The 26,717-nt window shown below is 71.3% G+C and carries 19 protein-coding genes; 7 read left to right on the top strand and 12 right to left on the bottom strand.

Features of this window, described 5'->3' with window-relative positions; all coding sequences use genetic code 11:
* The coding region (locus VF665_RS13530) for a hypothetical protein (protein WP_331053960.1) at positions 1-536 on the bottom strand (536 nt) is incomplete at its 3' end.
* A 262-nt stretch (positions 537-798) separates the two neighbouring features.
* The gene (locus VF665_RS13525) at positions 799-3,360 is read right to left on the bottom strand and encodes a tetratricopeptide repeat protein (protein WP_331053959.1); all 2,562 of its coding nucleotides are present in this window, start codon (positions 3,358-3,360) and stop codon (positions 799-801) included.
* Positions 3,361-4,167: 807 nt separating this feature from the next.
* Between VF665_RS13525 and VF665_RS13520 the strand changes: the two genes are divergently transcribed.
* A complete protein-coding gene (locus VF665_RS13520) occupies positions 4,168-4,290 on the top strand; it encodes a hypothetical protein (RefSeq protein ID WP_331053958.1) in 123 nt (40 codons plus the stop codon).
* 26 nt (positions 4,291-4,316) lie between these two features.
* On the opposite strand, the gene VF665_RS13515 is transcribed toward VF665_RS13520, so the two are convergent.
* The 4 genes from VF665_RS13515 to VF665_RS13500 all read right to left on the bottom strand — a co-directional run bounded on the left by VF665_RS13515 (position 4,317) and on the right by VF665_RS13500 (position 9,868).
* Positions 4,317-4,553, bottom strand: coding sequence for a hypothetical protein (locus tag VF665_RS13515; RefSeq protein WP_331053957.1), 237 nt, complete (start codon positions 4,551-4,553; stop codon positions 4,317-4,319).
* Positions 4,519-5,157, bottom strand: a complete 639-nt coding sequence (locus VF665_RS13510; RefSeq protein ID WP_331053956.1) for a hypothetical protein — start codon at positions 5,155-5,157, stop codon at positions 4,519-4,521. The genes VF665_RS13515 and VF665_RS13510 overlap by 35 nt, the downstream gene beginning before the upstream one ends.
* A gap of 273 nt (positions 5,158-5,430) precedes the next feature.
* The gene (locus VF665_RS13505; RefSeq protein ID WP_331053955.1) at positions 5,431-6,732 is read right to left on the bottom strand and encodes a tetratricopeptide repeat protein; all 1,302 of its coding nucleotides are present in this window, start codon (positions 6,730-6,732) and stop codon (positions 5,431-5,433) included.
* Positions 6,733-7,495: 763 nt separating this feature from the next.
* Positions 7,496-9,868 (bottom strand): TonB-dependent siderophore receptor, encoded by a 2,373-nt coding sequence (locus VF665_RS13500; RefSeq protein WP_331053954.1) that lies wholly within the window; start codon positions 9,866-9,868, stop codon positions 7,496-7,498.
* A gap of 432 nt (positions 9,869-10,300) precedes the next feature.
* Here VF665_RS13500 and VF665_RS13495 point away from each other — a divergent pair, with 432 nt between their 5' ends.
* Entirely contained in the window at positions 10,301-11,200 is a 900-nt protein-coding gene (locus tag VF665_RS13495; protein ID WP_331053953.1) for an alpha/beta hydrolase, read from the top strand.
* 205 nt (positions 11,201-11,405) lie between these two features.
* On the opposite strand, the gene VF665_RS13490 is transcribed toward VF665_RS13495, so the two are convergent.
* From VF665_RS13490 to VF665_RS13465, 6 genes are all read right to left on the bottom strand, one after another.
* Complete coding sequence (locus VF665_RS13490) at positions 11,406-12,302, bottom strand: hypothetical protein (RefSeq protein ID WP_331053952.1); 897 nt, start codon at positions 12,300-12,302, stop codon at positions 11,406-11,408.
* Positions 12,299-15,544, bottom strand: coding sequence for a polyphosphate kinase 1 (ppk1, locus tag VF665_RS13485; RefSeq protein ID WP_331053951.1), 3,246 nt, complete (start codon positions 15,542-15,544; stop codon positions 12,299-12,301). Before ppk1 ends, VF665_RS13490 begins: the two co-directional genes overlap by 4 nt.
* A gap of 5 nt (positions 15,545-15,549) precedes the next feature.
* Positions 15,550-18,105, bottom strand: a complete 2,556-nt coding sequence (locus tag VF665_RS13480; RefSeq protein WP_331053950.1) for a BamA/TamA family outer membrane protein — start codon at positions 18,103-18,105, stop codon at positions 15,550-15,552.
* Positions 18,102-19,385, bottom strand: a complete 1,284-nt coding sequence (locus VF665_RS13475) for a metallophosphoesterase family protein (protein WP_331053949.1) — start codon at positions 19,383-19,385, stop codon at positions 18,102-18,104. Before VF665_RS13475 ends, VF665_RS13480 begins: the two co-directional genes overlap by 4 nt.
* A 52-nt stretch (positions 19,386-19,437) precedes the next feature.
* Positions 19,438-20,613, bottom strand: a complete 1,176-nt coding sequence (locus VF665_RS13470; protein ID WP_331053948.1) for a DUF4956 domain-containing protein — start codon at positions 20,611-20,613, stop codon at positions 19,438-19,440.
* A 190-nt stretch (positions 20,614-20,803) separates the two neighbouring features.
* Positions 20,804-21,769, bottom strand: coding sequence for a helix-turn-helix domain-containing protein (locus tag VF665_RS13465; RefSeq protein ID WP_331053947.1), 966 nt, complete (start codon positions 21,767-21,769; stop codon positions 20,804-20,806).
* A gap of 988 nt (positions 21,770-22,757) precedes the next feature.
* Here VF665_RS13465 and VF665_RS13460 point away from each other — a divergent pair.
* From VF665_RS13460 to VF665_RS13440, 5 genes are all read left to right on the top strand, one after another.
* Positions 22,758-23,990 carry a PLP-dependent aminotransferase family protein gene (locus VF665_RS13460; protein ID WP_331053946.1) on the top strand — a complete coding sequence of 411 codons (1,233 nt, stop codon included), beginning with the start codon at positions 22,758-22,760 and terminating at the stop codon, positions 23,988-23,990.
* A 375-nt stretch (positions 23,991-24,365) separates the two neighbouring features.
* Positions 24,366-24,587: an MbtH family protein gene (locus VF665_RS13455; protein WP_331053945.1), complete on the top strand. Its 222-nt coding sequence runs from the start codon at positions 24,366-24,368 to the stop codon at positions 24,585-24,587.
* 84 nt (positions 24,588-24,671) lie between these two features.
* Positions 24,672-25,589, top strand: a complete 918-nt coding sequence (locus VF665_RS13450; RefSeq protein WP_331053944.1) for a 3-hydroxyacyl-CoA dehydrogenase family protein — start codon at positions 24,672-24,674, stop codon at positions 25,587-25,589.
* Between the two features lie 25 nt (positions 25,590-25,614).
* Positions 25,615-25,860, top strand: coding sequence for an acyl carrier protein (locus VF665_RS13445; RefSeq protein ID WP_331053943.1), 246 nt, complete (start codon positions 25,615-25,617; stop codon positions 25,858-25,860).
* A 4-nt stretch (positions 25,861-25,864) separates the two neighbouring features.
* The coding region (locus tag VF665_RS13440) for an acyl-CoA dehydrogenase family protein (RefSeq protein ID WP_331053942.1) at positions 25,865-26,717 on the top strand (853 nt) is incomplete at its 3' end.

The following is a 26,717-nucleotide window of genomic DNA, read 5'->3' as shown; positions in this document are numbered from 1 at the left end:
AGCGAGCTCGCCCCGTTGGTGAGGTGCCCGCCGATGATCCCCACCGGGAGCACCACCATCAATCCCGCCGCCACCCACACGCCAAGCCGCCGCCTCGGCGCGGGAGGCGCCGCGGTGTCGCGCCGCCGGGAGCGGACCAGGAGCGTCATTCCCGTGATCCACATGGCCACCTGCGCGACGGTGACGAGGATGGCCTGGTCACGGGGCGCGTCACCGTTGGCCGCCCACGGAAGGAACAGCGCGCCCGCCGCGACGCCCAGCGCGGCCTGCCAGTCCGGGCGCGACTTTCCCGCCACGAGCGCGAAGCCCAGAAAGCACGCCGGAATCATGTGGATGACGCCGTAGAACGCCCGGCCCGGCCCGCCGCTCGCCAGCAGCCACCACCCCTGCATGAGCAGCCACACCAGCGTGGGGCACTGCGCCACCCCGAACCAGCGCACGCTGCGGCTGCGCGGGTTGAAGAGGAGCAGCATCGCCGTGCCGAAGAACACGGCGCCGGCGGCGAAGAAGGCGAGGGCAGCGGGGATGGGGGTCACGGAGTGCTGAGTGCGGAGTGCGGAGTGCAGAGTGCGGAGTGCGGAGTGCGGAGTGCGGAGTAGGGAAGTACGAAAGTACGAAAGTACGAAAGTGCGCGGTTGGGGTCTGCTCCCGGTGGCGGAGAAACGCGGAGGAAAAGCGAAAGTTGCAGAGGAACAGAGAACAGCCAGAGATAAAGAGGAACCATCCGCCGGCCTCTGTATCTCTGGTGGTTCTCTGTTCCTATGTACCCCAACGTCTTTTCATCGCGCTCAAAGCGCCTCAGAAGTTGAGGCTGCCGCCCAGCACCAGGGTACGCGTTGCGAAGTAGTTGCGCTGCGTGGTGCGGCGGGCGCTCGCCTCGTCGTAGCTGTACGCCGATACGTTGTGCCGGTTGGTGGTGTTCAGCATCTCCGCGTACGTCACCAGCAACCGCCCGCCCACCGTCCAGAAGCGCGTGACCCGCGTGTCCAGCCGCAGGTACTCCGGAAGCCGGCCGCCGTTCGGGGCGCCGTAGCCCGTGGAATCGCGCTCCGTATACGGACGGCCCGTGGCGTAGCGCAGCGTGTTGCCCAGCTGAAGGTCGTACGGCAGGCGCAGCGTGGCGACGCCGGTAAAGGAGTGCGTCACATCCACCGCGGAGGGCGCCGTGCTTCCATCCGCCAGGTCCACGCGGCCGCGCAGCGCCGAGTACGTCACCCATCCGTTCAAACGGTCCTGCCTGCTCCAGCGCACCACCGCGTCCATCCCCGCCGCGCGCCCCGCCCGGATCTGCGGGCCCGCGCCGGCCGCGGCGTATCCATCGTACTCCTTGCCGTACACCTCCACCTTCATGGACGGCTCGCCCGCGCGCTCCACGCCCGCAACCAGGTGCCGCGCGCGCGTGGGCGTGCCCGACGGTGATCCCGCGTTCGGCAGCGCGAACCGCGTACGCCACCGCCCCTGGTGAAACTCACCGCCACCCACCCGCAGCGTCCACGCGCCCGTCCGCAGCGCCAGCGCCAGCCGCGGATCCACCGTCCACGCATCCTCGCCGGGCAGGCGGTCCGCGCGCACGCCGGCCACCACGCCCACGCGGCCGCCCGGCGCCCACTCGTACTCCGCGTATCCGCCCAGGTGCGACGCGTCGTCCCGCTCCGCCGTCTCCACGACGGAGGGCGAGCCGGGGGCGAGCTGGTCGGTGGTGGGCGTGGTGCCGGTGCGGCGCGCATCCATCCCGGCCGCTTCGGCGCCCACGCGCAGGCGGCCCCCGCCCACCATGCGGTCCGCATCCACCCGGGCCGACACGGTCTGGTCCGTCCGCGCCCGGTCCATCACCCCGAAGCCGAAGCGGCTGGTGCGCTCGGTTCCCGCCAGCGTGGCGCGCATGGCCGTCCGCCCGTCGCGCGATACGCCGCGCGCGCTCAGCGTGGCCAGGCGGGTGCCGCCGCGGCTGCGGAACGCGCCCGTGTAGCCGTACGCGGTGATGCCGCGGGCCGACTCGTCTTCATCCACCATCCCGGTGGCCTTGACCTGCCACCCCGGGCGCGGCGTCCACACCATCCCGCCGATCCCCTCCAGCCCGCGCGGCGACACCGAAAACTCGTCGCCGCGGCCGTGCATCGCCAGCATAAGCGATCCCTCGGTGGCGCGAAGGGCGCCCCACGCGCCGACGGTGCGGCTGAGCGGGGTCTGCATCATGGCCCCCGCGCCCACGGTGTTGGCGGAAAGCACGCCGGCCCTGGTGGTGGGCCGGCCCAGCGTTTCCACGTCCAGCACGCCGGAAAGCGCGTTGCCGAACCGCGCGCTGAAGCCGCCGCTGCTGAACGAGGCGGAGCCCAGCACCGCCGGGTCCAGCACGCCGAACGCGGCGCCGTTCAGGTTCTCGTACCGCCCCGCGTACACCAGCCGCGCGCCGTCCACCCACACGGGCGACTCGGCCGGGTCGCCGCCGCGCACGTACAGGTCGCTCCCCTCGGCGGCCCGGGTGGTGCCCGGGCCGGTCTGGATGGCCTGCATGAGGTCCGCCGTGCCGCCCGGCGTCATGAGCACGTCCAGCCGCTTGAGCGCGGTGCCGCTGCGCGTGTCGTCCATCCGGCTGGAACTGGCGTGCACGGTGATGGCCTCCAGCGCCACCGTGCGCTGCCCGGCCCGGGGTGGGGCGGTGCTCGCGGCGGACGGGGGGGCCGGAGCCGCGGCGGGCGCCGCGGCGAGGGCGGGCGCGGGCGCAGCGGAATCCGGAGCCTGGGCGCGGCGCTCGTTTTCGCGGATCAGTTCGGCGAAGCGCGCCTCGGCGGGGAAAAGCTCGGCTCCGCGGCGCCACACCGCCAGTGCCTGGGCATAGCGGCGCTGCCGGGCGTGCAGTTCGCCCAGGCGAATCCAGGGCTGTGCGTATACCGGCGGGTTGGTGCGGCCGCCCTGCTGGTCGATCAGGTGCTGAAACTCGCGCGCGGCGTCATCCGCGCGGCCCAGGAACGCCGGCGCGTAGAAGTAGTTCATCGCCAGGACGAAGCGGGCGGACCAGTGGGTGCTGTCGATGGCGAGCGCTTCCTTGAGCAGGTCCACCGACTGGCCGGAGAGCCGCCCCTGGCTCATGAAGTCCGCGAACCCGATGCGGCACTCGCCGATGACCCGCGCGATCCCCACCCGCGCGTAGGCGCCGCGGCCGGGCGCGGCGAGCTGGGCGCGGTACAGGCTTTCCGCGCGGTCGGCGGCGGAGAGGGCCGCGGCTTCGTTCTTGGCGCGGGCGGCGGCGCTGCATTCCGCGAGCGCGCTGTCCGCGGCGGTGGGGACGGGGGCCTGGGCAGCGGCGGTGTTGGCGCAGACGAACGCCGCGATGGCGGCGGCGATGATTTGATGACGCATGGTTCTGCCTCGGAGTGCGGGTGCACGTCGTCCTGACGTGTGCCCTCCATCAAGGCAACCGGCGGTCCCGCGTGCCGGATTTCGTAAGTCGCAATCCCGCAACGGTTTAGAATTTTTATCGATACGCGGACGGTGCCGCATTTGGGCTGCGGTGCAGCCGCGCGGCTGCACCCCGGGCGCGCGAGTGCAGCCGATTGCGACCACGCGCATCGTGATGGAACGGCATGGCATCGCGGTCAACGCACCCGCAACATCAGCAGTCAGAAGCGGCGATCCGCCGCGGGGTGCCCAGACACTCTTCCTTCACGGCCGCCGCAGCCGTCCCGGCTCGCTTCCCACCTCGTACTCCGCGCGTCATCCTGAAGGAGCAACGCACCATCGCCTGCGGCGGCGCCGAACCATGTGCGACGGAAAGATCCCGAACCGAAGCATCCGGGGCGCCGCTGGCAGGCGCGGCGTGCCGCGCACTCTCCGCGGCGCCCGCAGAGGCCGGGGACGACGCGCAACTGGTCGTGTGCGGGCGAGTGTGGCGCGGGATTCTTCCCTCGGCGCCCCGATGTGTGCCGAGGGAAGGCAGGGCGAAGCGCCTCCTTCAGAATGACACTCCGGCGCCAAGGTGGGTGGCGGGCGCTGATGGCGGGCCGTGCTCCGGATGTACCGTGGCCGCCGCGCTCTGGATGTACCGTGACCTCCGTGCGGCCTCCGTGGACTCCGTGAGAGGCGCGGTTCTCCCGCCACGGATCCGCGCCGGGGTGAGCGGATTGCGGAGATGCAGCCGGTCCGGCCGCTGCTTTTCTCGATCATACGATGAACACGATCCCGGAGCCCCACGGCCGGGCCCAAGCGGTGGCCGACAGCGTGCTCGCGGACATCGTCCGGGCGGAGGGCGCGCCGGCCGCTCCGGTGCAGAACCTGATGTTCGCGCGGTGATCCGGGGGGGATGATGGCGATCCGTTTCAGGCCGGCGCCGCCCGCGTGCGTCTGCCCGTCCCGTAGCGAAGGCCGCGCAGTTCGGTGAGGAATCCGTCGAACGCGGCGGCGAAGCTCTGGTCGCGGATGGAGGCGAGCGACGGCGTTCCGGCGAAGTTCTCGATGGCGCGCTTGAGCGAACTGTTGTCGCGATAGCCGCAGACCTGCGCCACGTTCATCACCGTCCGCTCAGGCTCCTCCAGCAGCGAGAGCGCCAGCAGCACGCGCGCCCACCCCAGCAGGCGCCGGGGCGGGGGCAGATGCAGTTCGGCGCTCTTTTTCGGCCACGGTGCGCACGTACACGCCGAAGCTTTCGGCCAGCAGGGTGCGCCCGCCCAGGTCCACCACGGTGTCCGCCGCGGCGCGGAGCAGCGTTCGCGCTTCTTCCGGCAGCCACACGGGCAGCCCCGCCTCCATGCGGCGCTTGAGCGGACGGGCGTGCGCGCGGCGCAGCGTGGGCACCATTCCCGCCAGCGCCGGCAGCACATCGCTGTTGATGATCTCCGCCACGCCCTCCGCGATGAGCGCGCGCACCCCCGCGGCGCCCGCCAAGCGGAACGAAGCGGCCGCGACCACCGGGACCGAGGGGGTCGCGCGGATCAGCCCGCCCACGCTCTGCCCGCCCACGTCCGATGGCGCGCGCACCAGCACTACGCTGGACGGCGCGGCGGTCCGCACGCTTTCCGCCAGCGCCGCCCAGCTCTCCATCGCGCGCACCTCGTACCCGCCCACCTCCGCCGACGCGTCCGCGAACTCCAGCGCCAGCACGAACAGCGTGCGCCGCGGATGCGTCAGCAGCCCCGTCGGCGGTACGACCGGAGACCTCATTTCAGGCTGTACATGTGTTGCAAGTGGACGTTCACGGAGCGCATCTTGGTGGCCTTCCTACGTCGTCCGGATACCCGGGAGAGCCTCCATGCGCCGATTTGCGTTCCTGATCGCCACGCTCGCATGTCTGATCACCGCCGGCTGCGCGGAAGGCCCGGTGGAGCCACGGACGGCGGCACCGTCAGGAGCCCCGGTATCGGTCCAGAACGACACGACGCAGGTTCCTCCACCCGCCGGTTCACGCGACAACGGGATCGGAATGGGCTCCGGCACCTAATCCTTCCCTGCGTCGCTCACGACGTTTGCACGTGCATTGAGCGACTGGACCAGTGAAGCAGAGAGGTCGCCGGATCCACTGATGGATGGCGGACGGGCATGCCTGTCGGCGGCCTGATGTCTTTGCAGATAGTCGAGTGCGGATTCGGCTCGCGCCAGAACCTCGCTTTCACGTCCCTCCACGGCGGCATCGCGCGAAGTGGTGAGCGCGATTTCAGCGTGCTCCCACAAGCTCAGGCTCAATGCCCCCAATCCAAGTTCAAGGGGAGCCGCGGCCCTCAAGAACTCGACTTCACCGCTGTCCAACAGCATCCACGCCGCGTTCCACGCCCGGTAGAACGCGTCCGCGTCCCGTACGGCGCCCGCCGCACGGGCTGTGCTCGCGAGAACGCGAAGCTGCCGATGAGGCTCGGTGAATCGTCCATGGAGCGCCTGAAGAACCTTCAGTGCGCGGGTGAACTGGCCCTGGTAGTTCCAGAGCACCGCGACGTCGAAAGCCAGGTAGAGAATGTTGGTGTGATCCGGGCCGTAGAGCGCGAACGCTCGGACCGCGTGCCGCTCGGCTTCATCGAACCGGCCTTCGTAGATGCAGGCCAGCAGAAGATCGTGAAGCGCCTTGGCCTGCCGCTCCCGTAGACCGTTGCGTTTGGCCGTGCGGACCGCCGACAGCAGCAGTGCCCGGCCGCCCGCCAGGTCACCCAGATGGACTTTCAGATTGCCGAGGCTGTTCTGCGCGGTCGCCTGCAGTTCCGCATCGCCGGTCCAGACAGCGACGCGGCGGGCGCGGCGGAACCACATCGCGGCGAGCCCGTGGTTCTGCCGTTCGCGGTAGATCTTGCCGCACATCCAGGCCAGGCGCGCGTTGTTGGGCCACACCACGGCCGCGGCCTCGGCAAACAGGATGGCGGTGCCGAACGCCTCCTGGCCGAGGGCCCAGTCCACCACGGCGAGGCAGGCGTTCGAAAGGCGGTCCGGCTCCACGTCGGCCGGACGCGCCAGTTCGCCGGCGATCACGGCGACGGGGGCCCACAGCGCCTCGTCCACGTCCGTCGTCCGCAGCACGTCGGCCTCCCAGTCGGCCAGGTCCGTGTGGTCGAACTCCGGGGCGCACGTATCCGGCCCCGTGGCCCACGAGAACGTGAGCCGCAGGGCCTGAAAGACGTGGAGCGCGAAGTGATCGGGCGTTTCGTGCAGGATCGCCTCGCCGAGCACGGTTGTGTCGGGAATGGCGAGTGGGTAGGCGAACTCGATGGGGGAGGGCGGCAACTCGGCCCGGCTGCGGTGTCGCACGCGGGACATGGTAGGCGCGGCGCGGGTGCACGTCGCGTCCCAACACGGGCGCGACAATCGGCGCCTATTGTAGACACCCCGCCCCGCGCGCGTCTACGGCCTGAAATGAAGCCCTCCACTTCCTCCCGCCGAGTAGAAATAGGGTCTTGGCCACAACTCGGCCCCAACAGCAGAATGCGAGGCTGCGGCGTGCCTCCCTGAGCGGATGAATCCACCGCTCTGAACGCGGTAAGCCCCGACGCGTGGCCGCTGTCGCGTCCACGCTCGGGGCTTCGACTGCACGAACGACAACACACCTGGGCCGACGTCAGCGCAGCCAGCGGAGTTGGAACGGGCGGTAAGTAGATCCTTCGTCGGCGCCAAAGGTCGGCGCGGCTGAGAGTGCGTCCGGCGCCTCCTCAGGATGACAGGTTGTTGCGCAGAAAGGAGTTGCGAGCACCGTAGAACCCGGTGCCCGGTGCGGCTCGCGGGGGGCCGAACCAATGCTGAGGGCCCAGTCCGCGCAGGCGGACTTCGTGCTGTTCCAGCGGCGAATTCATTCGCTCTGGCCGGGCGGACGCGCCGAGTTTCGCATTCCGCACCGATGCAGCCGCCGCAGTCCGCGAAGGCGGACTTCGTGCTGTTCCAGCGGCGAATTCATTCGCTCTGGCCGGGCGGTCGCACGCACGTTCGCAGCCCGCGCCGCCATCCACCCCACGAAAAACAGCGGCACGGCCCCGAATCCGGAGCCGCGCCGCCGTTCATCATCCCCGATCCACCGATCTGCCAGAAACTACCGGCGCGTGGTGAGCGACAGGCGCAGGGTGCGCGAGGCGCCGGGCATGATGTTGTTGTTGCCGTGCGACGTGGGATAGTACCGCTCGTCCATCAGGTTCTCCACGTTCACCTGCGCGCTCAGGAAGCGGGTCAGGCGCAGGTACGCGGCACCGTCCCAGCGAGTGAACGAGGGGAGCGTGACCGTGTTGTCGATGGCGGCAAACATCTCGCCCTGGTGCACCACGCCCAGCCCGAACCCCAGCCCGCGCGCCACCTGCACCCGGTTCCACAGCGACCAGGTCTGCTCCGGGACCAGGGCCACACGCTGACCCGCCTTGGCCGCCGACGTGGTGCTCACGATCTTCGCCGACTGGTTGGCGTAGCCGCCCACGATCTGCCAGGCGTCGGTGATGTTGCCCATGGCGCCCAGCTCCCACCCGGTGGTGCGCTGGGCGCCGGTCTGCACGATGCGCGACGGGTCCGCCGGATCGGGCGCGGAGGTGTTGGTGCGGTCCAGCCGGTACACCGCGGCGGTAAAGCTCAGGTTGGTGCGCGCGTCCCACTTGAAGCCGAGCTCGCGGTTGGTGAACTCCTCCGGCTCCAGCGTCTTGGTGGTGGCCGTCAGCGAGCTGAACTGGTCCCCGCTGCTGGGCAGGTAGCTCACGCTCCAGCTTCCGTACAGCGACACCGACTCCATGGGCTTGAAGATGAGCCCCGCCCGCGGCGACACCAGCACGTCCTTGCGGCTCAGGTCCTCGTCCGTGCGGTGGTTGTGAAAGTCCAGGTCAAAGCGATCCATGCGAATGCCGCCCAGCAGCTGCAGCATGGGCGCAACCGTCACCTGGTCCTGCAGATACACCGCCGCGATGGTCGCCTCGGCGCGGTTGTCGGCGTCCGTGGCGCTCTGGCGAAAGGTGATGGGGGTGGTGACCGTGGGCGCGTTGAGCGGCACCGCAAAGCTGGTCGCCGTGTTGTTGTAGTACCCGGTTTCGCGGCGGTTGTGCGTGTCCTGCCGGCCGAACTCGGCGCCCACCAGCAGGCCGTGGCGCACGGGGCCGGTGTTGAGCCCGAACAGCAGGTCCGTCTGGTTGAACAGATTGGTGCGCTGCGTGCCGTTGTTGTAGGCGGCCAGCGACACCTGCGTGCCGTCGGCGTTCACCGCGCCGGGGTAGCTGTTCTGGTAGAACTTGTCGTAGTCCGCCCAGCGCGCGCGGTTGCGGATCGTGAGCCCGCCGGCCTGGTGCTCCAGCGTGGCGGTGGCGCTGTGCGCATCCACCCGCGCCATGCTCAGGTCCGGGTTGCCGAAGAAGGTCGTCACCGGCGCGCGCGACGGACGGCCCTGGAACGAGGGGATGCCCCGGTCCACCGTGCGGTCGTCGTGAAAGAACTCGTAGCCGGCGCGCAGCGTGGTGCGCCCGCCGATGGCCAGCGCCGCCGTGGGGTTCACGCCGTAGCGCTCCAGCGCCGCGCGGTCGCGAAAGCCGCCGGAGTTCTCGTACATGCCGTTGAAGCGCCCGGCCAGGCTGCCGCCCAGCCCCTGCCCCACGTCGATCATCCCGCGGCGGTGGTCAAACGAGCCGCCCTCGAACGTCATCACGCGGGTGGGAGCCCACTGGGCCTCCTTGGTGACGCGGTTGATGACCCCGCCGCCGCCGCCCCGCCCAAAGATCATGGCGTTGCTCCCCTTGAGCGCTTCCACCCGCTCCGTGTTGTACAGGTCGCGATAGTACTGCACGTCGTCGCGCACCCCGTCCACAAAGAAGTCGGCGGTGGAGGAGTTGCCGCGGATGGTGGGCGCGTCGCGATGCCCTTCGCCCTGCCCCATGGTGACGCCGGGAACGTAGCGCACCACGTCGGCCATCCCCTGCATGGCCTGGTCGGCGATCACCTGGTTGGTCACCACGCTCACCGACTGGGGCGCGTCGCGCAGCGGGGTGTCCGTCTTGGTCGCTGTCATGGAGCGGGGCGCGCCGTAGCCGCGGCTGCGCTCGCTCACCACGGTGATGGCGGTCATGGCGTACGTGCGGTTTTCGCCATCGCCCGCGCGGGTCACGAAGGCCGTTTCGCCGTCCACGATGCGCGCCGACATCCCGGTTCCCGCCAGCAGCATGCGCAACGCGTCGGGCGCCGTGAGGGTGCCGGAGACGGCGGGCGCGCGGTGCGAGGCCGCCGCCTCGGCGTCCACCTGCAGCCGCAGGTCCGACTGGCGGGCGAAGTCGCGCAGCGCGGACGACAGCGGCTGCGCGGGGATGTTGAAGCGGATGCGGGCCGTGGTGTCGGCCATCACGCGCGCCAGGGCGGGCGTAGTGTCGCCCGGCAGGCCGGGCCGGGCATGGGCGGGCGCGGCGCAGAGCACGCCGCCAAGGCCAAGGGCAACCAGAGATCGCATGAGAACCGGAAAAACAGCCGGGCAAGCCCGGACAGCGTTTGAGATTGAGAACGATTCTCAACCAGAATACGAGGCCCGGGAGGCGCGCGCAAGACCCTCGATGCCCGCGGCTTTTCGGCCGTGCACCTGAGATTCACGTAACTGCAATCATTGTAAACGGATACGGAAAACCGCGTCTCTCACGGAGATCACGGAGTTTCACGGGGGTCACGGAGGAACAGCAACAGAAATCTCCAACAGAGGCACGGAGGCACAGAGAGACGAGAAAGGCCGGAGCCCCGCCGTCCCTATCTCCTTCTCCCCTATTCCCTATTCCCTATTCCCTGGCTCCTGCCCTTCCAGGTAAGTTGATCCTCAACGCGGAACGCTTGTTGATAGACGGGCGGCCGAGGGCAGATCTACGAACGCGATTTCCAGGCACTGTACGGATACATGACGGACGAGCAGACGGTGGCGGCGGACTCGGAGCAGGCGGCGCAGCGCGGCGGGGACGAGTGGCAGGACTACCTGGGCGAGGATGACGGGCGGCACCACACGGTGGTGGGCAGCATCAAGGTGCTGCGCGGCCTGCACAGCCCGCAGCTGAACAACGAGCGCGACGTGCTGGTGTACCTGCCCCCCTCGTACGGGCACACCAGCCGGCGCTACCCCGTGCTGTACATGCACGACGGGCAGAACCTGTTCGACCGCGCCACCAGCTTTGGCGACGAGTGGGAGGTAGACCAGACGCTGGAGTCCGCCGCGGACGAGGGGCTGGAGGCCATCGTGGTGGGCCTTCCCAACATCGGCCCGGAGCGGCTGAACGAGTACAGCCCGTGGACGGACCGGCGGCACAAGCAGGGCGGCAAGGGCAACAAGTACGTGGACTGGATCATCCACACGGTCAAGCCGCTGGTAGACCGCGACTTCCGCACGCGCACCGACCGGGAGGGAACGGGGATCGCGGGGTCGTCCATGGGCGGGCTCATCAGCCTGTATGCGTTCTTCAAGCACCCGGACGTCTTCGGGTTCACCGGGGTGATGAGCCCGGCGCTGTGGTTCGCGGGGCGCAGCATCTACCCGTTCGTGCAGGAACGGCCGTTCACGCCGGGGCGCATCTACCTGGACGTGGGCACCAGCGAGGGCAGCGAGGAACTGCACGACGTGCGGCGGATGAAGGAGATCCTGACGCAGAAGGGCTACAAGACCGGCCACGACCTCATGTTCATCGTGGAGATGGGCGGCGCCCACAACGAGCGCGCCTGGGCCCGCCGCCTGCGCCGGGAACTGCACTTTCTGCTCGGGATCCCGCTGGTGCCGCAGAAGCGGGTGCATGCGGCGGATCCGCTGTGAAGGGGAGTGCGGAAGTGCTGAGTGCGGAGTGCGAGGACTCAAGTACGAAAGTACGAAAGTACGAGAGTACGAAAGTGGACAAGACGGAAGGACGAGAAACGTGAAGCGCGCGCCAGAGTCTGGCGCGCGCTTCACGTCGTCAGCCCGCGGTGTGCCCGTGACCTCCGCGCAGTTCCCGGCGTCCTCCGCGTGAGGGCAGTTTCCGTTACGAGGCTGGCAGCGCGCAGCGCAGCCAGGTGGCGCGGGCGGGGATGTGCGAGCGGCCGGCTTCGCTCGTGAGCAGGATCATGCCGTTCGCGCCCATCGCCACCGCTTCACCCTGCGACTCTTCCAGCGGCGCCAAGTCCAGCGTGTAGGCCGGCCCGCCGCTCCCCAGCAGGTCCGCGGTGCGGTACAGCGCGAGCGTGGAATACGTCCGCACCGCCACCCAGCGGCCGTCCGGGCTGGCCCCGGCACCCGTCACGCGGTCCCCCAGCTGGTCGGCGCGCGGGGCGAGCTGGCGGACGCGCACCAGCTCCACCGGGCCGCGCGCCAGCGGCGTGGGCCAGCGGAACAGCTCCACGGGCTCGTGCTCGCCCTTGTTGATCAGGTACACGGAGCCGTCCGGCAGCACGAACACCGCCTCGGTGTCGCGCGACCCGCCCGGGAAGCGCGCCTCGAAGCGCTCCGCATCCACCTTGTGCTCCCCCGACAGCCGTCCGAGCGGAGCACGGTACAGCGCGGCCGGCTCCTTCTTGCGGCGCGTGTTGTCGCCCGTGTCGGCCACGTACAGGCACTGGCCGCCCGCGCAGGGGCCGAGCGCCAGATCCTCCCAGTCCCGGTTCTTGGCCCCGCGCAGCGTCACCGTTGCCAGCGGCACCCCGTTCTCGCCCAGCGCGAACAGTTCCGGGGGCGAGCCGCTGTCGCCGTGCGTCCAGAACACGCCCCCGCCTCGCGGATCGAGGGCCGCGCCGCTCGTCTCGCGCACCTGCGAGGGGAGGTTGATGCCGGACGCCGCGATCTGGCACCACTGCCGCGGCTCCTCTGCCGCCTTCCCGCCATCGCCCGGGGCGCACGCCGCCACCAGCAGCGCCGCCGCGGGCGCCGTCCATCCCCGCTTCATCGACGGCGTCCGCCCAGCCGCGGCCAGTGCCGGGCCTCCTGCGCCTCGTCGTCCGCCTCCAGCTCCGGCGCGGCCTCCGGGCGCGGCGCGGGGATGTACGACGGGATCCCCTGCCGCGGCGCGACTTCCGGCCGCTGGTAGTAGGTGCCGTCCGCCCCGAGTTCCCACAGCTCGGGGCGCTCCAGCCCCTCGTTCAGCTGCTCGTCCAGCCGCGCGTGGTGCGCGGGGTCGCGGATGGGGACGGCCACCTCGATGCGGCTGCTCAGGTTGCGCGTCCGCCAGTCCGCCGAGCCGATGTAGTACGCCGGATCGCCGCCGTTCTCAAACCGGAAGATGCGCGCGTGCTCCAGGTACCGCCCCAGCACGCTGAACACGCGGATGTTCTCCGACAATCCCGCCACCCCGGGGCGCAGCGCACACAGGCCCCGCACCAGCAGGTCGATGCGCACCCCCGCGTCCGACGCCCGGTACAGCGCGGAGATGATCTCCCGGTCCGCCAGGCCGTTGAACTTGGCGCGGATCCATCCCCCCCGCCCGGCGCGCGAGTGGTCCGCCTCGCGGTCGATCATCTCCACGAAACGCCGCCGCATGGTGAACGGCGCCACGAGAAGGTGGTTGAACTCCGCCGCCGGCGCCGCCGAGGTGAGCACGTTGAAGACGTCGTTCAGCTCCGCCGCCAGCGCCGGGCTGGCCGACATCAACCCCAGGTCCGTGTAGAACGCCGCCGTGCTCGCGTTCAGGTTCCCCGTGCCGATGTAGACGTAGCGGTTCAGCGCCTCCCCCTCGCGGCGCACCCCCAGCGCGATCTTGGCGTGCACCTTGAGCCCCGGCACGCCGTAGATGACGTGGATGCCGTAGCCGCGCAGGTACCGCGCCCACTGGATGTTGCTCAGTTCGTCGAAGCGGGCCGTAAGCTCCACCAGCGCCACCACCTGCTTGCCCGCCGCCGCCGCCCGGGTGAGCGCCTCCACGATGCGCGACTTGGGATTCGTCCGGTACAGCGCCAGCTTGATGGCCAGCACGTCGGGGTCCCCGGCCGCCTCCGTCACCAGCCGCTCCACCGTTCCCTCGAACGAGTCTTCGGGAAAGGAAACCAGCACCTCGCGCTCACGCAGCAGGTCGAACACCGAGCGCGACGGGTCCAGCGGCATGCGCGCGGGGGGCGGGGGCGGATACACCAGCCCGTCCACGTCCTCGTCCGCCAGCTCGCGCAGGGCGCGCAGGTCAATGATCCCCTCCACCTCGTACACGTCCTGCTCCCCCAGCGCCGTCACCCGCCCCGGCGCCTCGTACTGCAGCTCGCGCAGCAGCTGGGCGCGCACGGCCGGGGGCATGTCGCGCTGCACCTCCAGCCGCACCACGGGGCGAAAGCGCCGCTTGCGCACCTGCTCCTCCACCGCGTGCAGCAGGTCCTCCGCCTGCCGGTCGTCCAGGTGCAGCTCCGCGCTCCGCGTCACGCGAAAGGCGTGGGGAATGTCCGCCTCCATCCCGGGGTACAGCGTGCCGAAGTAGGCCGCGATCACCTCCTCCAGCGCCACGTAGCGGCGCGTGGGCCCGATGCGCACAAAGCGCGGCGAGCCGTCCGGCAGCTCCACGATCCCCAGCCGCTCCTCCCCCGTGCCGGGGTCGCGGATGAGGCCGGCCAGCGCGGGGCGCAGGTTGCGCACGTGGGGGAACGGGTGCTCCGGGCCGGCGGTGAGCGGCATGAGCAGCGGCCGCACCTCCTGCTCAAAGTGGTCGCGCACCCAGGAGCGCTCTTCGCGGTCCAGCGACACGCCCGACCCGGCCACGGCGATCCCGTGCCGCGCCATCTGCGGCAGCAGCGTCTCGTGCAGCAGGGCGTAGGCGCGCTCCACCAGCCGGCGCGCGCGCACCCCGATGGCGTCCAGCTGGTCCTGCGGGCGCACCCCGTCAATCGTCCGCTTTTCGCTCCCCAGCGACACCTGCCGCTTGAAGCCGGCCACGCGCACGCGAAAGAACTCGTCGGTGTTGCCGCCGAAGATGGCCAGAAAGCGCACCCGCTCCAGCAGCGGCACCCGCTCGTCTTCCGCCAGCCCCAGCACGCGGCGGTTGAAGGCGAGCAGGCTCAACTCCATGTTCAGCAGCGTCCCCGGCGCAAGCCGGGCGGCGTCGCCCTCCTCCGGCGGGGGCGGCTCGGTGAGCGTGCGGCGCGCCTCCGCGTCGTCCGCGCCCTCGGGGTGGCCGCGCTCGCCCAGCGGCAGCGCGGAGCGGGCGGCTACGTGCAGCGCCACCAGCGTGTCGTGCTCCCGCAGCGCCGGCGAGCCGACGGACGCCAGGATCTCGCCCAGCGGCACGTGCACCAGCTCGCAGGCGTCTTCCGGCGAGGCCTGCACCCCCTCCGCCAGCCACACCTCCACCGCGGCGCGCTCCCCCGCGCCCGGGCCGGTGCCCAGCAGCCGCACCCGCGCCCCGTCGTGGCCAAAGCACCCGCGCAGCACTTCGCGGCACGCGTCCTCCCCCGCCCCGGGGCCGGAGGGAATGCGCAGGGCCGCCCGCTCGCGCCGCAGCGCCACCCGGCCGTGGTCCATCGCCAGCACGGCCACCCGCCGCGCACCCCGGACGGCGCGCTCCAGCCCGTCCAGCTCGCGTTCGCGCAGCGCCGCCCGCGCGCGGTCCAGCCGGTCGTCGTCCACCCGAGGCAGGCCGTGCGCGTGTCGCAGCGGGGCGGCGATGCGCTCCACGTCCCCCTGGATGGGGGCGATCACCACCTCGGAAAGCTCCGCGCGCAGCCGCCCGTCGCGCGCCACCATGGCGTCGCACGCCACCTCCGCCGCGTCGCCGCTCTCCGTGCGGTGAACGCGGTGGGTGCGGTGCGTTTCCACCTGGATGCGGGGCACGAGCAGCCCGGGGTCCGCCAGCGCGCGCAGGCGCACCGCGGGCTCCAGCTGCCCCCAGAACATCGCCACCTCGTCCAGCGCCTCCTGCCCGGGCTGCACCGACTCCTCCACCAGCACGCCGCCCTCGTGCGGGCGCCCCGTGCGCACGGCGAACAGCCGCGTCCCGGTCTCGTAGTGGCGCACGCAGGCCCAGGCGCCGCGCGCCTCCAGGTCGCCCGCTTCCGTGTCCCAGTACACGTCGCGCCACACGGAAAGCCGCGGCTCCCCCGCCACCAGTCCGTCCGGCGGGGGGTCCGCGGCAATGCGCCGCAGGGTTTCGGGAATGCCGGAATCGTAGCGCAGGGCGGGCGCCACGGGGCCGGAAAGGGGATGGGGTGCGGACATGGTGGTCAGAACGGCAGCCCCAGGCGCAGGTACACACGGCCCCGCTCCCCCCGGGCGTAGAACGCGCTGGCGGACAGGGTCTGAAAGCGGAAGAAGAGGCCGCCCCCGGTGGCGGTGTGCAGGTCGCCCTCGCTTTCGCCGCCGTACCACACCCGCCCCGCGTCCACAAAGGCCAGCGCGCCCAGGTCGCCGCGCACCCCCAGGTTGGCGCGCATGAGCACGGTCCGCAGCTCGGCGGACCCGAAGGCCGCGCGGTCGCCCGCAAAGCGCGCCGTCTCGTACCCCCGGATGGACCGCGAGCCGCCCAGCTGCGCGGCGTACTGCAGGGGAAACTCGCCCCCCGCGGCCTCGCCGCCGGCGCGCAGCGCCAGTACGGGGCCCCGCCCGGCGGACAGGTACGCCGAAGCCAGGGCGCGGGTGCGGTAGAACCCGCCCACCACCCCCGCGCCCAGCACGGCGTCGCGCCCCAGCCCGGGGAACCCGGCCGCGTCCACCGACACCAGCACGCCGCGGCGGGGGTAGGTGGTGTCGTCGCGCCGGTCCCACGAGGCGGCGGCGCGCGCGCCCAGCGCCAGGTACGGGTCCGTCCCCGTCACCGGAACCGCGTCCGCCGGCGAGCCGGCGCGCACCTCGGGGTCCGTGTAGCGGGCCACCAGCGCGGCCGTCAGCGCCACGGAGCGCGAGAGGGGGAGCGTCACCCCGGGCTCCACCAGCACCTGGCGCTCGCGCACCACGGCGCGCTCGTGGTCCGAGCGCTCCGTGGCGTTGCCGTAGCCGTAGTGCAGCGTCCCTTCCAGCTCCGAGGCGCGGGCGAACACCCATCCGATGCGCGACCCGCCCGTCACCGTGCGCGCCGCGTACGCCTCCAGCCCGAAGCGGTTGTGCTCCGGCGCCCACAGCGCGCGCGCCCACCGCTTGGCGGCGAACGGCTGGCGGCGAAACCCGTGGCGCTCGTAGTTGGGTCCGATCCCCACCACCAGCCCCATGTACGGGCGGAACCCCGCGTACGGCGCCGCCAGCGACGACGACGACCCCCAGTCGCGCGGCTGGCCGCCCCCCGGCTCCGCCAGCCGCGCGTTCACGGCCTCCCCTTCCTGGTCCGGCGTGTACGAGCGCCTGTCCACCACCGTCCCCCGCGCCCGCACAAAGGTGTTGGAGCCGCGGTCGTCGTAGAACACCGTCCTCCCGCCGGCGCCGCGGTCCTCCATGCGGTCGTCCCCGCCGCCGCCCAGAATGCGCACCAGCGGCCCGCCGCGCCCGCGCACCTCCGCGTGGTCCGCGCCGCCGTGCATCCACACCCGCACCTCGCGCGTTTCCCCGCGCACAAAGCGCCGCCGGAAGTACGGCGCCGCGACGGTGTCCGCCCCAGCAAAGACGCGCACGGTCACCGCGTCCGCCGTGCGGTCCACCATCACGCGGTCCGCCATGTCCGTGGCGTGCACCTCCGCTTCCGGCGCGAGCATGGCGTAGAAGCGCGCCGCGGCCCGGGGAAGCTGGTCCCGACGCTCGCGCAGCCGCCGCTCGAACAGGGCGCAGCGCAGGGCGCAGTGCTCCGCGGGGACCATCCGCACCGATTCCGCGATCAGCGCGTCCGTGAGCCCGGCCCGCACCTGCGCCACGGCCGAGTCCCACGCCGCGCGGTCCAGCCCGCCCAGCAGGCGCCGGTCCAGGTCAATCCCCTGCAGCGCCAGCCCGCGCACCTGCCCGATGCCCGGGTCGAACCGCACCGCCTTGGGCGCCACCTGCCGCGCCACGCTGATGGCGACGCCGTCGTAGTCCACGAACACGTAGTCGCGGTCGCGGGGAATGGGCCGCCACAGCCGGATGCCGCCGGGCTGGTCGAACCGCGCCCAGCGGTACTGGTCGCCGTGTCGGTCCCAGTCGTTCATCACCAGGTCCAGCAGGCGCACGCGCAGAAACTCGCGCGCGTCCAGCCGGTTGCGCGGGTCGTCCTCCAGCTCCGAAAGGAACTCCTCCGTCCCCTCCACGTCCGCCGCGCCGCCAAAGCCGTCCGCCGGCCGCTCCTCCACCGTCCCCACCATCCCCGCGAACTGCGCGCGGTACTCGCCCAGCCGCGGGTCGTCCGGCATCACGAACAGCGTCGCGGGGGCGTGCAGCGCACCCGTGGCGCGCATCAGCCCGCCCGCGGCGATCAGGCCCGTCGGCGCCTGGGAGCTCACCTGGTCCTGCAGCACGCCGCCCACGAAGGTGCGGCGCAGCCCGGGAGTGTTGGCGCTCGCCTGCCGCTTGTTCAGCGAACGGAATGCGTACTCGCGCCCGTCCGCGCCGCGAAAGCGCAGCGACGCCGTCTGGTTGCCGCCGCCCCGCTCCGTGGGGGTGAGCCCGCCGGCGAAGGCGGACAGGTTCAGCACGGGCACGCGGACGGGCGCCGCCCACAGGTCGCGGTAGGTGCGGCCGAACAGCGTCTGCCACAGCGGCCCCGCCCGGTACTCCGGGCCGGGGACCACCACGGTGTCGCGCCCCTGCGCACGCACCCCGCGCGGCAGCAGGAACAGCGCGCCGAGCGCCAGGCAGGCCGGCACCGCGAAGCGGCGCATCATTCCCGCTCCGGGCGCGCGGCGGGAGACGCGGGCGCGGCGGGCGGCGAGGCCGGGCCCGGAGCGGACGGCCGCACGGGCGCCGGGGCGGGCATCGGCGCGCCACGGGCCGCGGCGGCGGCGGAATCGGCCGCCATGCGGCGCTGCACCCGCGGGTCCACCAGCCAGGTGCTGTAGTCCTCGTGCGCGTTGCCCCGCGAGTCCACCACCACCACGCTCAGCCGGATGCGCCCGTCCGCCAGAAAGGTGATGCGCTGAAAGCCGCTCGCCTGGCGGATGTAGCTGATGCCGGTGATGCGCCGCGTGGGCGTGGTGTGCCCGTAGATGCCCGCCCCGCTCACGATGTGGTAGCGCGCGGGCACCAGCGGCCGCCGCCCGAACACCTGCAGGCTGTGCTCGTGCCCCGCGGCGTAGACCAGCGGCGAATCCACCGCGAACGCGCCGGAAAGCTGCACCGTCATGTTGCGGTACTCGCGCCCCGTCACGTCCTGCCGCGCGAACAGGCCGGCCAGCCGCGCCCAGGGGTGCAGCGGAAACAGGTAGGTGGGCCAGTCGAAGTAGCCCCCGTGCTGCCCGCCGGAAACGAACGGGTGGTGCGCCACCACCACCGTGTGCAGCGGCCCCGCCGAGGCCAGCGCCGCGCGCACCGAATCCACGATCCCCGCTTCGGTGTTGGGGCGGCAGTCGGAGCCACGCCCGGGCTTGTCGCCGGCGTGCAGCCACCAGTGCGTGTCCAGCGCCACCAGCCGCACCACGTTGTCCACGTCCACCACCACCGGGCCCGGGCACCCGCCGCGGGGCTCCATCCCCACGATGCCGTTGCCGTTCAGGTTGATGAACCGCTCCTCGCGGCGCACGTGCGCCCACCCCTCGGGAATGCCGTTGCCCCAGTCGTGGTTGCCGGGCACGAACAGGCCGCGCGTCCCCGTCTCCAGCAGCGGCGCCATCTGCGCGCGAAGGATGCGCAGCCCCTCCTTGCCCTGCGCCGTGGTGGTGTCTTCCAGCCCCACGGGGTAGATGTTGTCGCCCAGGTACACCACGTAGCTGCGGTTGGGCGCCTTGGCGATCTCGTCGCGCAGCGCCTTGAGCACCGGCTCGCCCGACGGGTTGGGCAGCCCCGCGTCGCCGATGAGCACCAGGTTGAGCGCCACCGAGTCGGCGCCGCCCAGCCCGGGCACCAGGCTGCCCAGCCCGAAGCTCTTGAGCCCGCATCCGGGCAGCACGGCCAGAAGCGCGGCCACGCACCCCAGGCGCACCCCGCGCATCCATCTCTGCATCTGCATCGCGTACGTCACTCCGTTGCCCGCGGAACGGCCACCCGTTCCCAAAGAGGTCTCAATTCTTCTTGCGCTTGCGGCTGCGCGCGCGGAACGGAACGTACTCCGCCGCGGCCACCTGTTCCGACCATCGTTCGTCCAGCGCGCCCACCAGCTCCGGCGCGGTGGAGGTACGCTTCAGCCGCACGAGGTATTCCAGCGTGCGCAGCCCGTCCTCGCGCCGCACCACGTCCACCAGCTGCCACGCCTTGGCCGTGTCGGCCAGCGCCTCCTGCACCGTGAGCCGCGCCAGGTCCGGTTGATGGCTGTGCACCAGCAGAATGCCGTCCGTCTTGATGTCCGTGGCCTGGTCAAGCATGCGCCGCCGCACCTCGCGCTGCGCCGCCGGCTCCTGGGCCATCAGCAGCCGCTGTGCGCCCACGGAAAGAATGCCCGTGCGCGCGTAGCGGCCGCTGTAGATGCTGCCCACGTTGAACTTCCAGACAATGAGCACCACGATGTTGAACGCGAACGAGATCACCACCGCCACGTCCAGCGCCTGCACCCCCGCGCTCAGGCCGATGACGATGACCAGAAAGATGTAGACCGCGTCGCGCGGGTCCTTGAGCGTGTTGCGAAAGCGCACCGCCCCCACGATCCCCGCCAGGGCAAAGGCGAGCGCGATGCTGTTCTTGACCACGAGCGCGATCCCCGCCACCACGATGGGGAGGATGATGACGGACGCCACCAGCGCGGGATCGAAGCGGAAGCGCTTGGTGAGCATGTACACCCACGCCACCGGCACCACCAGCGTGAGCGCCCCCACGATCACCAGCAGCGTGCTGATGGCGCGCTGCAGCGCCTCTTCCAGCGAGAGGCGGCTGCCGAAGTCGCCCACGGGGCCGGCGGTGAGCGAGCCTCCCGTCTCCAGCGGCAGCGCCACCGGGGACAGAAAGGCGCGCCGCACCGTGGGCACGTAGTAGACCGCCAGCGACATCAGCGCTACGATCAGGATGTAGTAGGCAATGACGCGCAGAAACGGGTGCGAGCGCCCGTCGATGATCCCTTCCACCACGCGGCGCGCCAGGGGCCGGTGCTCGGGCGCGGGCCCGCGCGGCGGCTCGGCGTCGCGGGCCTCGCGGCTGGCCTGCGCGGGCGTTTCCACCCCGGCCAGCAGCGTTTCCGATTCTCCCCGTCCCACAAGCGGCGGCACGCCCCCGCCCCGCCCCGCTCCCCCGCCCTGGTCTGATTGCATCGCCTGTCGTGTGGTGGTACCGGCGGCCCGGGTGAACGCAGGCCGCACATCGACGTGGTAGCAGGAACCACGCCGTGCGCGGGGCCGGCTGGGCCAGCTTGCGTTTCGCGGAGATTCTCCGTCCTCCGGAGATGCAGAACGGGCCCGCGCGGTGTGCGCGGGCCCTTCTGTACGTTGGACGATCAGTGCGTCAGACCGGGTTGGCCTTGCGGCGGCCCCGGCGGCGCGGGCGCTCCGGCGAGCCGGCCAGCGTGGCGGCCAGCGACATGTCGTCGTGCGGCGGATGAATGCGCGACAGCGGCAGATCCGATCCGTCGTCGGCGCCCTTGGTTTCCTTGCGGGCGATGCGGCCGGCCTCGCGGGCGTCCTCAATCTCCACCAGGAACTTTTCCGACGCCGTGGCGAACGCGCCCTGCTTGCGAAGCTGGGTCAGCATCACGCCCGTGAACTCCTGCACGGCGCGCCGCAGCGAGCTGTCCGACGCGTAGCCGCAGGTGTAAGCCACGCTCAGCACCGTCTGGCCGGGGTCGTCCAGCAGCTCGCAGGCGAGCAGCACGCGCATCCAGGCCAGCACGCGGCGTGGCGGCGGCAGGTCCGCCTGCTCGGCCCACCGCAGCAGCGTCCGCTCGCTCAGCTTGAGCGACGAGGCCAGGTCGCGGCCGTGCCCGCCCTCGGCCACCACCTCGGCGGCGGCCATGAGCAGCGCGCGGGCGCGGCCGGAAAGGTTGCTGGGGAGTGAGCGCTCCAGCAGGCTCTGCAGCGGGCGGCCCTGGGCGGAGCGCAGGCGGCGGCTGATGGCCTCCACCGTGTCTTCTTCATCCAGCGCAATGACTTCCTTGACGCCCCACTCGCCCAGCGTGCGCAGGTCGCGCACGCGGCCGCGGCGCACCTCCAGCGCGGCGATCACGGTGGCGGTGGGGAACTCCCACAGAATGGAGCGCAGCTCCGGCGCCAGCTCCGTCTCGGTGCCGTAGGCGCGGGTGTACGGGTCCGCCACGACCAGCGCGGCGGGGGGCGACTCGTTCAGCGCCTTGCGCAGCGCGTCCCAGTCGTCCACGAACTGCAGCTTGAACCGCGCGTTCCCCACGCGCCGCACGCGTTCGCGGAAAACGCCGTCGGAGTGCATGACGATGAGCGGACGGGCGATCGGTTGCATGGGCCGGATGGGTTCAGGTCGGTCGATGGCCGTTTGGCGTATGACGCCAGATGCAATCAACATAACCACTTCCCGACGACCTGTCCAGTTGAATCTCACAAATCCAGCCACGGCGCGGATTCCCGCGTCCACGCGGCGCGCCGGAGCAGGTGCGGACGTGGCGGGATATGTGAGTGCCTGACGCGCTGATATGCAGGGGGAGGGATGGCCGGCAGGAGCGTCCGGGGACGGAAAAAAGCGTGCTGAGTGAGAGTGACGTGCGCATCCGCGGCTGTGGCCCTCACCCCGCGTGCTGCGCACGACGACCCTCTCCCACGAACAGATGTGGGAGAGGGAGCACACGGCAACTAAAGTCTGGAGCGGGCCCGATGGGTTGGCGCGGCGGAGAGGGGCCCCCATCCCCAGCCCTTCCCCCAAAAAACCTGGCGGAAGGGAGACCTCAGTGCGAGGGCCGCGTTCGGTGCCGATCGCGGCCCTCGCGCAGGAGCAAGCCTCACGGCAGTATCGTGAGGCTTTCAGCCGTTGTTGGGGCGACTCGAGTCGCTCCGCCCCTGGCGGATCCGCACCGAAGCAGTCGCCGCGCAAACAACCCTCCCCCAGTCTGTTCTGGGGGAGGGTGGGCCGGTGGTGCCGGCCCGGGTGGGGGCCGCCGTGAGTTCCGCCACCGGCACCCGATCATCCGCCCCGTGCAGGTGAAGTCTCCCCTCCGTTCGGGGGGACTTTCCGCCGTTGTTGCGGCGGATTCATCCGCTCACCCCGCGCACCCACCGAATGTCCCTCCAGCCCCGCCGTGCGTACACTTCGAATCCTTTTCGGACAAATGCTTGCGCAATTCCATTTCCCGCCGTTATCGTTGCTGAACAGAGACGGCTGGCGGAACTGCTACACTTCGTCCACTTGCCGCCTCCGGCACCTCTCCGAATGTCATCCGCGCGGGCGATCCCCGCGCACCGCCGCACCGCGATTTCCAGCAGCCGGACCCCTTCGCATGATCACCATCGATCCGCCGGTTCTCGTGCCCCGCGCCGAGACCCCGCACACCATCGCGGGGCTGCCGCTGGCCGCGTGGACCCGCGCCATCCGCCCGTCCACCATCCAGGAGATGCTGGGGTTGATGGGCCGCCCGGGCGTGATCTCCTTTGCGTTGGGCCTTCCCGCGCCGGAACTCTTTCCCGTGGACGAGTACGCCAGGGCCGCCGACCGCGTGCTGTTCGGCGACCTGGACGCGCTGCAGTACCGCCCCGCCTCGCGCGAGATCAAGGAGCACATTGCCGGGCTCATGGCGTCGCGCGGCGTGACGGTGCGCCCGGAGCAGGTGTTTCTGACCACCGCCGCGCAGCAGGCGCTCAGCCTGCTGGCCCGCGTGCTGCTGCCGCCCGGCGGCACGGTGATCTGCGACGAACTGGTGTACATGGGCTTTCAGCAGGTGGTGGAGCCGTACGCGCCGCGCATGCTCACCGTCACCTCCAGCCTGGAGAGCGGGATGGACGTGGACGCGGTGCGGGCGCACCTGGAATCGGGCGAGCGCCCCGCCTTCATCTACTGCGTCACGGACGGGCACAATCCGCTGGGGTGCAGCGTGAGCCCGGAAGGGCGCCGCGCGCTGGTGGAGCTCGCCCGCGAGTTCCGCGTCCCCATTGTGGAAGACGACGCGTACGGGCTGCTGCACTTCGGCAACCCGGAGCTGCCCCTGCGCGCGCTGGACGACGAGTGGGTGCTGTACGTGGGCTCGTTCAGCAAGGTGCTGGCACCGGGGTTTCGCGTGGGGTGGATCATCGCCCCCGAGGCGCTGGTCCCCGTGCTGGGGTGCGCCAAGGACGGCGCGGACCTGGACAGCGGCACCTTCAGCCAGCGGCTGGTTTCCAAATACCTGGACTCCGGCCACTTTCCGCGCCACCTTGCCACCATCCGCGCCGCCTACCAGCGCCGGCGCGACGTGATGATCGAGGAGATCCGCCGCCACTTTCCCGCCGGCACGCGGTACAGCACGCCCCGCAACGGCGCGCTCGTGTGGGTGGAGCTGCCCCGCGCACTGGACGCCGCCGCCCTGCTGCGCCCCGCCCTGGAGGCCGGCGTGGCCTTTGTGCCCGGCTCGGCGTTCGCCGTCCCCGGCAGCACGGCGGGGCGCAACTGCATGCGCCTCAACTTCTCGTATCCGTCCGCTGACAACATCCGCGAAGGCATCGCGCGGCTGGGCCAGGTGATTCGCAACGCGGCGTAACGGGACGGGCCGGCGGGTTTTCCTCCGTTGCGCCTCCCGTCCGGCCGCTCCCATGCCGCCATCGTTGCCACGAGCACCTTCGGGCCCTCAGATTCCCGTGACGTCGTCTGTGCATGCGATGGCGTCTGGGTAGCGGGCACCTCTCCGGAATCTCACGTTCCTGCCCGGAAGGAGCGGCGGGGTGAGGGGCTGATCCTCCTTCAGGGGCCAGAGTGCGTCCACTCCGGACGAGTTGCGCGGCGGCGATGCGCATGCGGCGCAAGGGTGTTCCAAAAACTGCGGCAAGTGTGTTAGATTGCCCGCGTCCCGCCCCTGCGGACGCGGCGCTGCCGGCCGCCCGGCGGACCGGCCCACCATTCTCAACCTCTGCGGACCATGAGCAGCGAAGAGCGCGAAGACACGACCATCTACCAGGTCGTGATGAACCACGAGGAGCAGTACTCCATCTGGCCGGCCGACCGCGAACTGCCGCTGGGCTGGAGCGCGGTGGGCAAACAGGGTCTCAAGGCCGAGTGCCTGGCCTACATCGAAGAGGTGTGGACCGACATGCGCCCCAAGTCGCTGCGCGAAAAGATGCAGCAGCAGGGGTTGGGCTGAGGCACGCCGGGCGCGGCGCCGGGCTCCTCCGCGGGGTCCGGCGCCGCGCCCGTTTTCATCATCAACACTGACGAACACCGACGGATGGCGATGACCGACAAGGCGCCGCCCGCACCCGCGCCCGGTCTGTCGACCATCGGCGTGGTGGGCGCGGGCGTGATGGGCGTGGGTGTAGCGCAGAACCTGGCGCAGACCGGGCACCGCGTGCTGCTGCTGGACCTGAACCAGGGCGTGCTGGACACCGCCCGCGCGCAGATCCGGCAGAACGTGCGCTTTCACGGCATGTTCAGCGGCACGCGCGGCGGCCCGTCGCCTAGCGAGGTGCTGGACCGCATCACCTTTACCACCGACTACGGGCCTTTCGCCGAGGCCGACTTCGTGGTGGAGAACGCGACCGAGAAGGTGCCGGTCAAGGAGTCCATCTATCCCCTGCTGGACCGGGTGTGCCCGCCGCACGCCTGCTTCGCGGCCAACACATCGTGCATCAGCATCACGCGCATCGGCTCGTGGACGGGGCGGCCGGACCGGGTTCTGGGCATGCATTTCATGAACCCCGTGCCGCTCAAGCCGGTGGTGGAAACCATCCGCGGCTACCACACCTCGCAGCAGACGGTGGACACCGGGCTGCGCTTTCTGCGGCAGATGGGCAAGGAAGGGATCGTGGTGACGGACCTTCCCGGCTTCGTGAGCAACCGCGTACTCATGATCACCATCAACGAGGCCGTGTGGGAGGTGCAGGACGGCGTGGCGTCGGCCGAGGACGTGGACCGCATCTTCGTCACCTGCTTCGGCCACAAGATGGGGCCGCTGGCCACCGGCGACCTGATCGGCCTGGACACCATTCTGCACTCCCTGCAGATCCTGCAGGAAAGCTACGGCGACCCCAAGTTCCGCCCCGCGCCGCTGCTGGTGAAGATGGTGGACGCCGGGCTGCACGGCCGAAAGACCGGCCGCGGCTTCTTTGACTACTCCGTCCCCGCCGCGGCCCCCGCGGCCGCCTGACGGGACCCTACCTCTACGAATGCAGATGGAAGACAGGGAGCAGATCCGGGCCTTTGTTTCGCGCCACGTGCGCGGCAAGGAACTGGCCGACGGCGAGGACTTCTTTGCCGGCGGGTACGTGAACAGCATGTTCGCCATGCAGCTGGTGCAGTTCATCGAGTCCACCTTCGGCGTCACCTGCGAGAGCGACGACCTGGACATCGACAACTTTCGCAGCGTGGACGCGCTGACCGCGTTCGTGGAGCGCAAGCGCGGCGCCGGGGTGGCCTGACCCCGTGACGCTGCTGGAATCCGCCCCGCCCCTTGCCCCCCCGGCGGACGACGGCCCCCGCATGGGGCTGGGCGCGTCGCGCGAGGCCGCCCGCCGCCGGTTCGCCGCGTGGACCAGCGAGCACGTGGCCCCCTTTGCCGGCGCGTGGGACAGCGCCGCGCGCACCCCGCCGGAACTGGTGCGCGCGATGGCGGATGCCGGGTACCTGGGCGCCGCCGTCCCCGCGGAGTACGGGGGCGCGGGGATGGACGCCGTTACCTTCGCCCTGCTGAACGAGGAGTTGGGGCGCGGGTGCTCGTCCGTGCGCTCGCTGCTGACCGTCCACTCCATGGCCTGCCACGCCGTGGCCCGATGGGGGACGGCCGCGCAGCGGGAGCGCTGGCTTGCGCCCATGGCGCGCGGCGAAACGGTCGGCGCCTTCGGCCTGAGCGAGCCGGAGGTGGGGAGCGACGCCGCGGCCATCCAGACCACGGCGGAGCCGGACGGCGACGTGTACGTGCTGAACGGCCGGAAGCGGTGGACCACCTACGGGCAGATCGCGGACGTCCTCCTCACCTTCGCCCGCGGGGGCGGAAAGCCGCTCGCGCTCCTGGTGGACCTGCGCGCGCCCGGCATCACCGTCCGCCCGCTGGGCGTCACGGGAACGCGCGCCAGCATGGTCGCGGAGATCGAGTTCCACGGCGTCCGCGTGCCGAAAGAAAACCGGCTCGCCGGGCCGGGGTTCGGGATGGCGGTCGCCATGTCGGTGCTGGAGCTGGGACGGCTGAGCGTGGCCTGCGGCTGCGTAGGGATCATCCGCGCCTGCCTGGAGGCGGCCACCGGCTACGCGGCGGAGCGCAGGCAGTTCGGCGTCCCGA

Origin of the sequence: Longimicrobium sp. (assembly GCF_036387355.1) — a bacterium.
Lineage (GTDB): Bacteria > Gemmatimonadota > Gemmatimonadetes > Longimicrobiales > Longimicrobiaceae > Longimicrobium.
This window is presented reverse-complemented; position numbering and strand designations above follow the sequence as displayed.

Bases quoted from the DNA above. Each gene is read 5' to 3' on its own strand.
- VF665_RS13505 (WP_331053955.1), bottom strand. From the start codon at position 6,732: ATGTCCCGCGTGCGACACCGCAGCCGGGCCGAGTTGCCGCCCTCCCCC.
- VF665_RS13495 (WP_331053953.1), top strand. From the start codon at position 10,301: ATGACGGACGAGCAGACGGTGGCGGCGGACTCGGAGCAGGCGGCGCAG.
- VF665_RS13445 (WP_331053943.1), top strand. From the start codon at position 25,615: ATGGAAGACAGGGAGCAGATCCGGGCCTTTGTTTCGCGCCACGTGCGC.
- VF665_RS13525 (WP_331053959.1), bottom strand. From the start codon at position 3,360: ATGCGTCATCAAATCATCGCCGCCGCCATCGCGGCGTTCGTCTGCGCC.
- VF665_RS13510 (WP_331053956.1), bottom strand. From the start codon at position 5,157: ATGAGGTCTCCGGTCGTACCGCCGACGGGGCTGCTGACGCATCCGCGG.
- VF665_RS13450 (WP_331053944.1), top strand. From the start codon at position 24,672: ATGGCGATGACCGACAAGGCGCCGCCCGCACCCGCGCCCGGTCTGTCG.
- VF665_RS13520 (WP_331053958.1), top strand. From the start codon at position 4,168: ATGAACACGATCCCGGAGCCCCACGGCCGGGCCCAAGCGGTGGCCGAC.
- VF665_RS13490 (WP_331053952.1), bottom strand. From the start codon at position 12,302: ATGAAGCGGGGATGGACGGCGCCCGCGGCGGCGCTGCTGGTGGCGGCG.
- VF665_RS13500 (WP_331053954.1), bottom strand. From the start codon at position 9,868: ATGCGATCTCTGGTTGCCCTTGGCCTTGGCGGCGTGCTCTGCGCCGCG.
- VF665_RS13465 (WP_331053947.1), bottom strand. From the start codon at position 21,769: ATGCAACCGATCGCCCGTCCGCTCATCGTCATGCACTCCGACGGCGTT.
- VF665_RS13455 (WP_331053945.1), top strand. From the start codon at position 24,366: ATGAGCAGCGAAGAGCGCGAAGACACGACCATCTACCAGGTCGTGATG.
- VF665_RS13480 (WP_331053950.1), bottom strand. From the start codon at position 18,105: ATGATGCGCCGCTTCGCGGTGCCGGCCTGCCTGGCGCTCGGCGCGCTG.
- VF665_RS13475 (WP_331053949.1), bottom strand. From the start codon at position 19,385: ATGCAGATGCAGAGATGGATGCGCGGGGTGCGCCTGGGGTGCGTGGCC.
- VF665_RS13460 (WP_331053946.1), top strand. From the start codon at position 22,758: ATGATCACCATCGATCCGCCGGTTCTCGTGCCCCGCGCCGAGACCCCG.
- VF665_RS13470 (WP_331053948.1), bottom strand. From the start codon at position 20,613: ATGCAATCAGACCAGGGCGGGGGAGCGGGGCGGGGCGGGGGCGTGCCG.
- ppk1 (WP_331053951.1), bottom strand. From the start codon at position 15,544: ATGTCCGCACCCCATCCCCTTTCCGGCCCCGTGGCGCCCGCCCTGCGC.